The 13,218-nt window shown below is 57.0% G+C and carries 7 protein-coding genes; 1 reads left to right on the top strand and 6 read right to left on the bottom strand.

Annotated features, from left to right (window positions below):
* Window positions 1-5: 5 nt before the first annotated feature.
* The 6 genes from RUDLU_RS0111980 to RUDLU_RS0111955 all read right to left on the bottom strand — a co-directional run bounded on the left by RUDLU_RS0111980 (window position 6) and on the right by RUDLU_RS0111955 (window position 11,998).
* A complete protein-coding gene (locus RUDLU_RS0111980; RefSeq protein WP_019988629.1) occupies window positions 6-1,154 on the bottom strand; it encodes a mechanosensitive ion channel family protein in 1,149 nt (382 codons plus the stop codon).
* Window positions 1,155-1,390: 236 nt separating this feature from the next.
* Entirely contained in the window at window positions 1,391-2,830 is a 1,440-nt protein-coding gene (locus RUDLU_RS0111975) for a DUF1501 domain-containing protein (RefSeq protein WP_019988628.1), read from the bottom strand.
* Between the two features lie 51 nt (window positions 2,831-2,881).
* Complete coding sequence (locus RUDLU_RS0111970) at window positions 2,882-6,400, bottom strand: DUF1553 domain-containing protein (protein WP_019988627.1); 3,519 nt, start codon at window positions 6,398-6,400, stop codon at window positions 2,882-2,884.
* 153 nt (window positions 6,401-6,553) lie between these two features.
* Entirely contained in the window at window positions 6,554-9,217 is a 2,664-nt protein-coding gene (locus RUDLU_RS28765; RefSeq protein ID WP_019988626.1) for a sialate O-acetylesterase, read from the bottom strand.
* 173 nt (window positions 9,218-9,390) lie between these two features.
* A complete protein-coding gene (locus RUDLU_RS27375; RefSeq protein WP_019988625.1) occupies window positions 9,391-10,914 on the bottom strand; it encodes a c-type cytochrome domain-containing protein in 1,524 nt (507 codons plus the stop codon).
* Between the two features lie 4 nt (window positions 10,915-10,918).
* Complete coding sequence (locus RUDLU_RS0111955) at window positions 10,919-11,998, bottom strand: twin-arginine translocation signal domain-containing protein (RefSeq protein WP_019988624.1); 1,080 nt, start codon at window positions 11,996-11,998, stop codon at window positions 10,919-10,921.
* A gap of 331 nt (window positions 11,999-12,329) precedes the next feature.
* Between RUDLU_RS0111955 and RUDLU_RS0111950 the strand changes: the two genes are divergently transcribed.
* Window positions 12,330-13,145, top strand: a complete 816-nt coding sequence (locus tag RUDLU_RS0111950) for a 3'-5' exonuclease (RefSeq protein ID WP_019988623.1) — start codon at window positions 12,330-12,332, stop codon at window positions 13,143-13,145.
* The last annotated feature ends 73 nt before the right edge of the window (window positions 13,146-13,218 follow it).

The raw sequence follows: 13,218 nt of genomic DNA, 5'->3' as shown, positions 1-13,218 counted from the left end.
CAATGTTATGTAATTGTTAAGTCTGCAACAGGGCCTTTGCCTGCCTCGCCATTTTGGGGTATCCGCGCGGGCTCGAACTGAACCCGGGTTTGGGGCAGGCTCTCGGGGTATTCTTCCCGTAAAAACACAATAATGGCCTCGCGCAGGTGGCAACGCAGGTCGAAGGCCGAGGGAGCGTCGGCCGCAGAGACCAGAATCCGGACAATGACGCCCGTAGGGGTGGTGTCGGTAATCTGAACGGCAAAAACGTCCTGATTCCAAAGCGGGTCGGCTTCGGCAAACTCGCGGGCTTTTTCGCGGAGTCGCTCAATCGGTACGTTGTAATCCAGATACAGCAGAATCGCCCCCGTGATGGAAGCATCGGAGCGGGTCCAGTTCTGGAACGGGGTTTCGACAAAATACGTGATAGGCAAAATCAGCCGCCGACGGTCCCAGAGCCTGACCACCACGTTGGTCAGGTTGATTTCTTCAATACGGCCCCACTCATTTTCGACCACCACGGCATCGTCGAGCCTGATTTGCTGGGTAAAGGCGATTTGAATACCGGCCAGCAGGTTAGCCAGGGTTTTTTGGGCCGCAAAACCAATCAAGACCGAGAAAACCCCCGCCGAGGTAAGCACACTAAGACCTACTTTCCGGCTTCCCTGGAAGGTGAGTAAGAGCAGGGCTCCACTGATAATGAAAATCAGAAAAACAATAAACCGCCGGACGAACCGAACCTGCGTGACAAACTTTCGCTGCGAGAGGTTTACATCCTGCGTGGTGTCGTATTGACGCACCAGGAGCAGCTCACCTACTTTCAGGAGTTGGACCACCAGCCAGGTAGCCGCTATCAGAAACAGCACCTCGGCCGCCTTGTCGGCTACGGGATGACGTCGGATAAACCGCGCCGATTGTATGTTGGTGGCTAATAGAAAAAACAGGGAAGGTACAAACGCCCAAAATGCCCAGCGTACGTAGGTGCGTAGGTAACCCAGGGCCTGCGAAGGGCGTTTTCGGTTCACAAACCGGATCGTTTGCGTCACGATCAGGTTAACAATAAGCCCCGCCAGAACGGCAATAATTAACAGAATCCAGCCCGACAGGTCACGGTTGGGAACAAATCCAAACCACCGGATCAGGCTACGAATCCAGGTATCAATCTGTTGCTGCATGGGGCAAAGGTAAGGCTATTCAAATGTGATTGTCCGGTAAATCGCCTGCATGGGCAAGGCCCGAGTGCTTAATCTTATGATTTGGTTCAAGATAGATCGGCTACTCAGTACTGGACATTAGATGTTGGACATTAGACGTTAGACCTCCCTACAGAATGGTAATAAGTCTAACGTCTAATGTCTGAAGTCCAAATGTCCAGTACTGAAGATCGGCTATTAATCGATTGGTTTTTCGACTACGCCAGCAGGGGTTTTATCACCTTGCCGTGCACATCGGTTAGCCGGTACCGACGCCCCTGATGCTTGAAGGTTAGTTTCTCGTGGTCTACGCCCATCAGGTGCATCACCGTGGCCTGAAAATCGTGCACGTGTACGGGGTCGCGGGCGATGTTGTACCCAAATTCGTCGGTTTCGCCGTACACGAAGCTCTTTTTTATGCCCGCACCCGCCATCCAGATGGTGTAGCAACGCGGGTGATGATCGCGGCCGTAGTTGTCTTTTTTCAGTTTACCCTGTGAATAGTTGGTACGCCCAAACTCGCCCCCCCAGATTACGAGCGTATCGTCGAGGAGGCCGCGCTGTTTGAGGTCCATCACCAAAGCCGCCGATGCCTGATCGACGCTTTTGGTTTGCACCCTGATGTCGTTGGGCAGGTTGCCGTGCTGATCCCAACCCTGATGGTAAAGCTGCACAAACTTCACATCTTTTTCTATCAGTTTACGCGCCAGCAGGCAGTTGGCCGCAAACGTGCCGGGCTGCCGGCTATCGGGGCCGTACAGGTCAAAAATGTAGTTGGGTTCTTTGGAGAGGTCGAGGGTTTCGGGCACCGAGGCCTGCATTCGGTAGGCCATTTCGTACTGTTGCATTCGGTTGTCGATCTCCGGGTCGAGCACGTGTTTAGCCTGCTCATGATGCAGTTTGGCCAGATAATCGAGCATCCGTCGGCGGCTCGTCCGATCAATACCGGGCGGATTGTTGAGGTAAAAAACCGGGTCGGGGCCCGACCGAAATACCACTCCCTGATGCACCGATGGCAAAAAACCGTTGCTCCAGAGCTTGGCGTAGAGGGGTTGGTCGCCGTTGCGGCCTTTGGAAAGCAGCACCACAAACGCGGGCATATTCTGATTGTCGGAGCCGAGGCCATAACTCACCCACGAGCCAAAACTGGGCCGACCAGCCTGTTGACTGCCCGTTTGGATAAACGTAACGGCGGGGTCGTGGTTGATGGCTTCGGTGTGCATGGTTTTGATAAAGCACAGGTCATCCACCACCCGCGACGTGTACGGCAGCAACTCACTCACCCAGGCACGGCTTTGGCCGTGTTGCGCAAATTTGAAGGCCGATGCCGCCAGCGGAAACCGGCTTTGCCCGGCGGTCATGCCGGTCAGGCGTTGCCCTTTTCGCACCGATTCGGGTAGCTCCTGCCCCCACATGGTTTCGAGCCGGGGTTTGTAATCGAACAGTTCGAGTTGGCTGGGTGCCCCGCTTTGAAACAGATAGATAACCCGCTTTACCTTAGGCGGAAAATGCGGTTTGCCGAGCGCCGGACCCGCGGCCGCCGAAGCCGTACCCGGATTGAGCAACGACGCCAGCGCCAGCGTACCAATACCGGCACCGGTTTGCCCCAGAAACGTCCGGCGGCTCATCATATCGTGGAGTTGATCCTGAAGGTCCATAGTGGTTATCGGTAGCAGGGTCTGGATGGTTGCTCCAAAGGTCCTTGTGGTTTATCGCTTTACAATGGCTTCGTCGAAATTCATAATCGTGTTGCCTACCACCGTCCAGGCTGCGAGCTGTTCGGGCGGTAGTTGCCGGGCAACGGGGTATTCACCCACGGTGAGCAACTCGGCTGCCCGCTTGGGGTTGGCCCGGAAATCGCGTAGTTCTTCGGCGTAGAGCTGTTGCATCAGGCCGACTTCCTGCGGACGGGCGGGCCTGCCAACAATCGACTTGAAGAAGGCATGTATTATCTCTTCGCTGTTCGCCAGATTGCTTTTTCGCTTTTCGGCCTCTTTCTGGGCCAACACGCGGGCAGCCTCTACAAACTGAGGATCATTGAGCGTAACCAGTGCCTGTAGCGGGGTCGATGTTTTTTGTCGTTTTACGGTACAGGTGTGCCGCTCGGCCGCGTCGAAGTTGAGCATCATGGGCGGGGGCGACGACCGTTTCCAGATTGTGTACATCGACCGCCGGTACAGGCTGTCGCCGTGGTTCTGCACATAATTCACGGCGTTGCGCGTAGCCAGGGCCTCCCAGATACCCGCGGGCTGGTACGGGTGTACGCTCGGTCCGCCAATCTGGCGAGTCAGTAAGCCGCTGGCGGCAAGGGCATTGTCGCGTACCTGCTCGGCACTCAGCCGGTAACTGGGCCCCCGGCTCAGGTAGGTATTGTCGAAGTCGCGTTCGCGCACCGATGGCGGCACGCTCGACGATTGCCGGTACGTGGCCGAAAGTACAATCAGTTTGTGCAGGGCTTTCACATCCCACGGCCCCACGTTCCCGGCGGGGTCAGACCAACCGTCGCGAAAACGGACCGCCAGATAGTCGAGCAGTTCGGGGTGCGAGGGCAGGTTACCCTGATTCCCAAAGTCGTCGCTGCTTTTTACGAGTCCCTGCCCGAAATATTGCTGCCAGATTCGGTTTACGGCTACGCGGGCAAACAATGGGTTGTCGGAGCGGAGTAGCCATTGGGCCAGCCCCAGTCGGTCGGGCGTTTCGTTGTCGAGTGGAGGTAGAAAATGAGGTACCTCGGCCTCGACCCGCTCGCCGGGGGCATCGTAAGCCCCGCGTTTGAGCAAGTGTGTGGCCACCTTGTACCGACGTTCGCTCATGGTCATCACGTCGATTTGCTCGTTCAGAATCCGGGTTTCCTCGGCCAGTTGAGCTTGTCGCGCGGCTTGTCGTTGTTTGTACGACTCGTCGAAATTAGTCAGGTAATAGGCAAACAGGTCGGCTTGTTGGGCCTCGGTTCGGTCGGGGTTCTGTAAGGCCTCGCGCACCACATCGCGCTGCACTGTCAGCGACTGAGCCTCCAGCCGGGTAAGGGCGCGGTTGTATACCCGCACTTCATCGACGGCGTAGCCTTTGTAGTTCTGATCGTGCGAATGCCCAATCGAGAAGTTGGGCGTTCCGGCCCCCCAGTAGCTATGGTTTTTACCCCAAACGGTGCTTTGGGTGAGGTTGTCGGTCATTACCCGCGTGGCTGTCGGGTTGCCGTTAACATAAAACTGTACCCCATCGGCGCGGCTGCTGCCATCGTAGCTGATGGTCAGGTGCATCCAGTGGTTTAGGGGGAGCCGTTGCCGGGTTTCGATGTCGATGGCATCGTCGGGCCATACGTAGCTCATCCGAAACGCCAGCCGCCCGTCGGGTAGTCGCTGAAGCCGGTACCCTCTGAATCCGTTAAAAGGCCCCAAATCGCGGTTGAAGAGTGAACCTTCCAGTTTGGGATCGTTGACATTAACCCAAAGGCTTACCGTAAAGGGCTGATGCCGTTCGAACCAGGCCGGGCGGGCCCAGTCGTTTTCGGGTTGTTCCCAACGGCCGGCCCCTTTGAGCTGAAGCCGACTTTCGCCCACGAGCCTGACCCCGCGCCCAACGGCTCCTTTTACAAACGGAATCGGGTAGTCGAGATCGCCCTGGGTTTCGAGGGGGAGGGTGTCATTGGCGATGTTGGCGAACAACCGGCGTATTTTGGGCGGTTCGGCCTTAGGCTCGGCGGCTTTCGGGGAGTCTTGTTTGAGCGACGCGAGCCGAACGAGCGACTGGGGCTTGACCAACTTTTGTTTGGCTTCGTCCGGCTTCTTTTCGTCTTTCTTTTTCGACTCCACCGGCACGTCCTTGCTTTGGTCGAACGGCACGTAAATGACCAGGTTTTTCCGGGCGGGCAACAGGGCTGTTTGGGGCGCTTTTTCGGCCTTCGCCAGCCAGTCGGTAAACCGTTGCTTTACGCCTTCTTCGTCGGCCTGTTGGGCGCGGTCGAGCGTACTGATGCGCTTTCGGATAGCCGTCAGCTTGGCGTCGGCTTCGGGCGTGGGCAGCGTAATGTGCGGGGAGGGTTCGCCGTTGTACGGAATCTGGCCGTATTCGTTGTTTTGGGCGAAAAAAGCGGTCAGCGCGTAATAATCTTTCTGGCTGATGGGGTCGTACTTATGATCGTGGCAGCGGGCGCATTCGACCGACATTCCCAGCATGGCTTTTCCGAAGGTAGCTGCCCGGTCGGCCAGGTACTCCTGCCGGTATTCTTCGGGCACAATGCCGCCTTCCTGGCTTTGCTGGTGATTGCGGTTAAACGCCGTGGCAATCAGCCGGTCGCGGTCGGTAGCGCGGTTGCCGGTATTGGGCAGCAGGTCACCGGCCAATTGCCAGGTGATAAACGTGTTGTAGGGCTGATTCTGGTTAAACGACCGGATTACCCAGTCGCGGTAGGGCCACATGGTCCGCAGGCCGTCGTCCTGATACCCGTGGGTGTCGGCGTAGCGGGCCAGGTCGAGCCAGTCGACGGCCTGCCGCTCGCCATAGTGGGGGCTTTTCAGTAATCGGTCAACGGCTTTTTCGTAGGCCTGTGGCGATTTGTCGGCCATGAATTGATCTACTTCCGCCGGGGTAGGGGGCAAGCCCGTTAGGTCGAGCGATACCCGCCGGAGCAGGGTAAGCCGATCGGCCTCGGGAGCGGGCTTCAGGTTGTGTTCGGTATGCGTTTGGGCCACAAACCGGTCAATGTCGTTGCGAGCCCAGGTACCGCCCGCTTTCGGTACGTCGGGCAGGGTCGGGGCCGTAAGCGACCAGTGCTCTTTGTACTCGGCACCCTGTTCAATCCAGCGGATGAGGGTCGCTTTTTCCTCCACCGATAACGCCAGGTTGGAGGCCGGCGTGGGCATCATGTAATCGGGGTCGGTACTGACGATGCGGTGGTACACCTCGCTATGGGCCAGATTACCGGGGTCGATAGCTGTGTTGCCGCTCTCGGTCAGTGCTTCGTAAGCTCCCTCGGGTGTGTCGAGCCGGAGCCCGGCCTTTTGTTTGTTCTGGTCGGGGCCGTGGCAGGCAAAACACCGGTCCGACAGAATCGGCTTGACGTGCAGATTGTAGTCGACTTTTTCGGGCAGGTTGGCTTCGGCCGCGACAATTTCTGCGGGCTTTTCAACCGACCGTTGGCAGGAGCCGAGCCCAAGGGCCAGTTCCAGAATGCCAACGGTTGTGATGAGGGAAGCGTGACGAAGCAGCGTATTCGGGCGACGCAGCATAATCGGGACTAAATTTTTGCACAATGCGGATAGCGCATATATACAAAAATAAGAATTGTCCTTTCTGCTAAACGCTAAATGACAATTTCTACGACAAACCGGGCAAAATAGACCATAAATGAATGGTCTGTCCTGAACCGACCCGTCGTCTGATTAATATTCACGTTGTACCTGCAAGGGAACGCAGCCTGCACAACCCGATACCACACGTGGCTGAAGCTTGTCATTGGCTCGCGGTGCCCGTATGAGTTGCTGGGGCGGATATGCCTGAAAAACGCCGTACTGTAGCACCACTTCAACTGAAACCTCGGTGTCGGGCTGGTTGACCAGCCGTGCCTTGATTCGGTACGTACCTGCCACTACGCCCCCTACACCGGGCGAAACAGGTAGGTACAATCGTTGTTGGGAGTAGCCCGGTTGCTCCGTGTACGAAACGGCCGTTTGCCAGTCGGTTGGGCCAAATGGACCATCAATTCGCTCCAGGCTAATCTGCACCGGGCGTTCGGCGGCTACCAACACCTGGAACCCGTGGGTGGGTGCGTCGTATTTGTAGCCCAGTCGGTCGATGCCGGCGGCCACCGTGCCCGTTTTTGGGGGTGTGGTAGTTGCAGAGGTGGTAGAGCCCGGTTGCGTAACGGGAGCTTGCGCGATAAAGATTGAAAATACACCGTAAGCCAGAGTTACCTCGGAGGTAATGACAGCATCGGGCTGCGATGTGAGCCGCGCCGACAGTCGGTACCGGCCGGCTACTACGCCCCCAACGCCCGGAGCAACGGGCGCGTAAAACCGTTGGGCCGTGTAACCCGACTCACCCGTGAAGGAGGTGACCGGACCCCAGCCGGTTTCGGCAAAGGGTCCGTCCAGCCGCTCGAGCCGCACCTCAACGGGGCCGTCGGCATCGGTCAGCAACTGGAACCCGTGGGTTGGCGCATCGTATTTATAGCCCACTTTACGCAAACCAGCCACGGTGGAGTTGGTGGTTGTTGGCGTTTGTGGGGTAGTTGGCGTTTGCGGAGTAGAGGGTGTTTCTACCGGTGGAGTGGTAGGGGTTTCGTTGGCCGGAAAAATCGTGCGAAAACCGCCACTCAGCACAACGGCAATTGCTTTTTCGGACGTGGGCTGACCAATACGGCGGGCACTAATCAGGTATTGACCAGCTTCGACCCCACCTTCGCCCGGCCTCACCGGCGGATAAAAGCGGGTGTAATTGTACGAATCCCGAAACGCCCCGGCATTGGTCGTAAACCAACCGTTGTCGGCAAAGGTGCCATTGAGCCGCTGCACTTTTACTTCGACAGGGCCGTCGGCATCTACAAATAGGTTGAAGCCATGCGTGAGGGCGTCGTACTCGTAGCCGATGCGCCGAACCGAAGTGGCCGTACCGGGCTGTGTGGTCGGCATAGGCGTGGGAGCCGTTACGCCAAATGGCTGGCTTGGCCGCCCCACAATGGCCGGGTTGGTGGCATCGACCCGAACGGTGTACGTGCCAGTGGGCAGTGTTTCGGGCAACCGAACGGTCAGTGGGTTTTGCGTACCCGTGCCCAAATCGGCAAGTTGCTGACCATCGACCGTGAAAAGCCGCACCACAAACGGGCTGTCAGACGTGAATCCTTCGGGCCGAACGTACGGCACGGTAATGGTTTGCCCCGACCGGGCGCCAATGGGTACAATGAGGCCCGTTGTGATCTCGGGAGAACTGCCGGTGAGCGTACCCGGTTGCGATTGGCTGAAAAACTGATCGGTCAGGCTGTTGTTCCAGAGGTCGGCAAACCGGACCAGGCCATTACCGCTAAAATGCAGGCCATCGCCCCGGTCGTCGGGGCTGGTGTACAGGTCGGTTTCGGGGCCTGGCCAAACACCCTCGACGGTGTTGATAAGTTCGTTCTGACCGGCAATGATGGCCGGGTCGGTGCGGCCGCCGATGTACGAAACCCGCGACATGATCCACGGCAGTCGGCTGTAGCCGCTTTGCTGGCGGGTTTTGTCGATGACGACCTTAACGTTGGCCACGTATTCCTGTTGCCCCCGGAACCCATTGTCCGACTCGCCCTGATGCCACAGCACGGCCCGAACGCCCGTTCGGCGGGCGTAGTGATCGAGGGCGGCACTCATAGCCCGATAAGGTTGCAGGTAGGGGCCGGGCGTACCGCCGGGGTCTTGCCCCTGGGCCGACAGCCGCCAGACATTGCTGTTGGTACCGCCGTAGGCCGCGCCCAGAAACAGCACCGGCACATTGAGCCGGGCCGTAAGCCGGTCGCCAAGCATACCGAATACGTGCAGAAAGTTGTAGGGGGCCATTTTGCGGCCTGCACTCGCATGGCTGAATGTGAGGGGCAGGTTAAACTCCGGCAGGTTTTCGTCGCGGAAATCGACCACCGATACCCGGTCGTCGCTGGCACCGGCAACGGGCGTCCAGGGGTTGCCCTGTGCGTTGGATTGCCCCGATACAATAAAGACCTCACCCACGCCTACGCGCTCAACGGTTGTTTCGGCCAGTAGGTCGCCGTTCCGATAGGCTCGTACCCCAAGCCGATACCAGCCCCCCCGTACCGATAACTGTCCGCTGAAACGTCCGTTACGGGGAGCGGGGTCAATAATCGTCCAGTTGGTAGCGATACCTTGCCCCGGTACCATAGCCTCCACGCGGGCTTCGATACGGTTGGCATCCGCCGGACATGAGCCGGCAATCGGGACCTGGGCTCCGTTTTGATTGTTGCGTTGGTACACGATGCGTGGCTGGGGCGTATGCACCGCCAGTTGTGCGTAGAGTACTGTAGAAATCAGTAAGAGGGAAAGTGTGAGTAGTGCTTTTGTCATAACCGTGCAGAACACGTACGATATAGGCAAAAACTGTACGAAAAAAGGCCAATGTACACTGACTGGTACGTTGGCCTTACAAAAAAAGCACCTTTAGTAGCTAAATTGCCTGATCAATAGACGCTTAACACTATTCAAAATGAAACGGTCCGTGTATCAAAAATCAGGCCACTTTACTGCTTGGTTGTTTTGGGCGACTCAATAGCCGCTTGGGTTACACTGGTTGCAAAGCTGGCAATCGCCTGTTCGTTGAGCCCGCCAATAATTTCGAGCTGAGGAGCCGCTTTTTTCAACTGGGCAATGCCAGCGGGCGTTACTTTCGTTTGCCACAGATACAGAGTTCGTAGGCTTTTGATGCCCGCGAGTTCGGCCAGGCCAGCGTCGGAAATAGCTGTACCGTACAGGTTAAGGTACGCCAGATGGGGCAATCCTTTCAGATTTTTGAGACCCGCATCGGTGATTTTGGTTTGCTCCAGATGCAGTTTGTGCAAGTTTTTCAGTTTGGCAATCTGCGCCAGGGCACCATCGCCTATGCCCGTATTGCTCAGTTTCAGCCAAACCAGCTGCTCATCGAGAGCGGTAAGGGCAGCCGCATCGGCATCGCTGAACGTGCGGGCATTTACGGCGCTCACTTCAAGCTGATTTTGCTCTTTCGACAGGGGCATCACGAGCAAGCCTGTTTTGCGTACGGTTTCGAGGGCACCCGCATCGGCCGCGGGTACCTGCATAGTGAGCACGTCAGGTTCGGGGGCCGGGCCGGTGGGGGCCGCAGATGTCGAACTACTGCCGCTTGCCGGTGCACCACTACCCAGCTGGGCCAAAGCCGGTTTTACGGCATCGGTCACGGGCAGGTCGGCCACTTTTTTGTCGAAGGGCGCTCCCTGATCAATCCACCAGCTCAGGATAGCCACCTGACTGTCGGTAAGCTGCGTTTTGCCTTTGGGCGGCATATGCTCATCGTCGTCGAGCGGAAGCAGGCAACGCTTAATCAACTCGCTGTCGAGCCCTTTGCCCGGAACAAATACCGGCCCGCCTTCGCCCCCTTTGCGGAGCATCTCGGCCGTATCGAAACGGAGGTCGCCTTTCGATTTTTCGGCGTTGTGACATTGTACGCACCGGGCCTGCAAAATGGGGTTGACCACCTGCTCGTACACCAGTGCCTGATTCACGTCGGCCAGCGGTTTTATGGCTACTTCGGTTTCTTTGCGCGGAGGCATACCCGCCAATGACCGGAAGGGTTCGGGCGTGTATTGCGTGAGGTAGTCGGACCCGTGCGTGAGCGCCCCCCCATGATGCCCGGCCACCATCAGCAAGACAATAGAGACGACCAATGCCGGTACATACAGCAACGACCCGAACGGGATACGGTCGCCAAACCGCTCCGACTTAACCAGCCAGGCTACCCAGGCAAAACCGGCCACCCCAATACCCTGCCATTGGTGTTCTTCCAGAATTTCGGCTTCGTAGCCGCCCCCCAGCGAGAGCAGATACCCAAACAAACAGGCTACCGTGGCGCTCACCGCCGACCAGAACAGAATCAGGCTGATAACCGAATCGGTCAGGCTGACGGCTCCCAACCGCCGACCCACTTCCAGAAGCCCGGCAATCAGCAGAAAGCCAATGGGCAGATGCACAATGAGCGGGTGGAAATGACCAAAAAACAATGCCCAATCCGACGGGGCCTGGAGAAGTATCATGTAGTTAGCCGATGCGTTCGAGTTTGATCGGATACGTTTTCTGCGAACTCCACTGCGCTACGTACAGGTTCTCGTCACTGTCGACGTGTACGTCGTGCGGGTGCATGAGGCCCATAAACGACCGGTCTTTTTGTTGCTCCTGCAGTTTGCCGTTTTGGTAAACAGGGGCCGTACCGCCGGGGGTCGAAACGACCTTATCGTTTTTATCCAGAATCTGTATATAGCCCGAGTTGGGGTACTGATCGGATGTGCTTCGGTAAGCGGCCCCAAAGATGTAATCGCCGTGCAGTACCGGCCGACAAATGTAGGTGCCCGGCAACGGGATGGTCGCCAGGTATTTGCCGTCGAGGGTAAACCGCTTGAAGCACTGATGCCGCCGGTCGGTAACGAGCAGGGTTGGGTTGGCCTTATTACGGGTGTCGACAAGTACGCCGTGGCAGCAGTCGAATTTATCGTTTACAGCCGCGTCGTTGCTTTTGCCGCCAAAGTGCCGGATGTACCGCCCTTTGGCGTCGTACTGCGTAATGTAATTGGCCCCATAGCCATCGGCCACGTAAATGTCGCCATTGGCCGGGTTGACGGCTGTTTCGGTCGGGGTAAACTCACCGGCATGGGCATACACCCCGGTTTCTCGGGGGTAGTCGATCTTCATGATCTCGCGGCCTTTGAGGTCGGTTTTGATTACCTGCCGCCGGGCGTTATCGCTGATGAGCAGAAACTGTTCGCCCCCCTCGTTCAGAATAGTGAGGCCGTGAGCACCGGGGTAGGTGGTTCCCCAGCTATCGAGCAGCTTACCCGATTTGTCGTAAATCAGGACGTTGTTTTTGGTTTCGTTGGTGAGCAAAAAGATCCGCCCTTTGGCATCTTCCACCATTTCGTGGCAGTCATTGACGGGGTTTTTGCCCGCGTCCAATACGCCCCAGTTGGGTACTACCCGGTACCGGTGTGTGTTGTGGCCCAGCACCACATTATCGGCTGTGCGGATGTGGTTGGCCGGAGCCAGAACGGGCAACGTAACGCCCGCGAGGGTTGCCAGAGCCGCTTTCTGCAAGAAATCGCGACGGTCGAGCCGGTTCGTATTCATACGTGATACGTGGTTTTTGGTCTTTCGTTCGTAGCGGTATGGTGGGTTGATTGGCGCACTCGGCACGTAAATTGTGTCTGAATGGAGTAAACCGTAAACCAAAAACTAGAAACGATAAACGTTGTAAGGGTTTGTCGTAAAAGAATAATAGACCGGTTTGCTTACTTGATAGTCGGCGGTTTTTGCGCGGTAGTGAGGTAGGTAGCGGCAAGTGCCGCCGGACTTGTCTACCACTTTACTGAAGATTGTTCGTGGCGCTTTTCATACTTTTGTGGTTCCGTTGCCCACCCGGAAACACGGTACTAACCAGAGAGCTTTATTTACTTGACCCATGACGCACCAATTACAACTTCGTAAACCGCTGGCTTTCTTCGATCTCGAAACCACGGGGGTTAACATTGCGAAGGACCGAATTATCGACATCTGCATTGTTAAGGCGATGCCCTCGGGCGAAGTCGTGATCAAAAATCAGCGCGTGAATCCCGGTATGCCGATTCCGGTAGAGTCGAGCCTGATTCATGGTATTTATGACGAAGATGTAGTCGATGCACCGCCGTTTAAAGCCGTGGCCCGGGTGCTGGCGCAGTTTCTGGACGGCTGCGACCTGGCCGGGTTCAACATCAATCGATTCGATGTGCCTTTGCTGGTGGAGGAGTTTCTGCGGGCCAACGTTGATTTTGACATGCGAAACCGGCGGATGATTGATGCCCAGCGGATTTATCATCTCATGGAGCCGCGCACCCTCTCGGCAGCCTATAAGTTTTACTGCAACAAAGACCTCGAGAATGCTCACAGTGCCGAGGCCGATACCCTGGCTACATTCGAGGTACTCAGTGCCCAAATGGCCCGGTACGAGGGCATGCCCGCCAAAGACGAGGCTGGCCGGGCGGTGGTATTCCAACCTGATGTTGATTTTCTGCACGCGCTGACCATGAATAAAAACGTGGACCTGGCCGGGCGGATTATTTACAACGACAAAGGCGAAGAGGTATTCAACTTCGGTAAACACAAGGGCGTGGCCGTGCTGGATGTGCTTAAAAAAGAGCCTTCTTTCTACGACTGGATGCTCAAAGGCGAGTTTCCGCTCGACACCAAACGCCGACTGACCGAGATCCGGCTGCGGATGTTTACCAACGGCACGAAGTGAGTATGTGCCGACGGAGGCCCGTTTTAGGGCCAAATTCGGTCGGATAGGCTCTCGACGAAAGAAGTCAGCTATC

It is taken from the genome of Rudanella lutea DSM 19387, from assembly GCF_000383955.1.
GTDB classification, from domain to species: Bacteria; Bacteroidota; Bacteroidia; order Cytophagales; family Spirosomataceae; genus Rudanella; species Rudanella lutea.
This window is presented reverse-complemented; position numbering and strand designations above follow the sequence as displayed.

Coding starts and splice junctions, on each gene's coding strand:
- RUDLU_RS0111980 (WP_019988629.1), bottom strand. CDS start 1,154: ATGCAGCAACAGATTGATACCTGGATTCGTAGCCTGATCCGGTGGTTT.
- RUDLU_RS0111975 (WP_019988628.1), bottom strand. CDS start 2,830: ATGGACCTTCAGGATCAACTCCACGATATGATGAGCCGCCGGACGTTT.
- RUDLU_RS0111970 (WP_019988627.1), bottom strand. CDS start 6,400: ATGCTGCGTCGCCCGAATACGCTGCTTCGTCACGCTTCCCTCATCACA.
- RUDLU_RS28765 (WP_019988626.1), bottom strand. CDS start 9,217: ATGACAAAAGCACTACTCACACTTTCCCTCTTACTGATTTCTACAGTA.
- RUDLU_RS27375 (WP_019988625.1), bottom strand. CDS start 10,914: ATGATACTTCTCCAGGCCCCGTCGGATTGGGCATTGTTTTTTGGTCAT.
- RUDLU_RS0111955 (WP_019988624.1), bottom strand. CDS start 11,998: ATGAATACGAACCGGCTCGACCGTCGCGATTTCTTGCAGAAAGCGGCT.
- RUDLU_RS0111950 (WP_019988623.1), top strand. CDS start 12,330: ATGACGCACCAATTACAACTTCGTAAACCGCTGGCTTTCTTCGATCTC.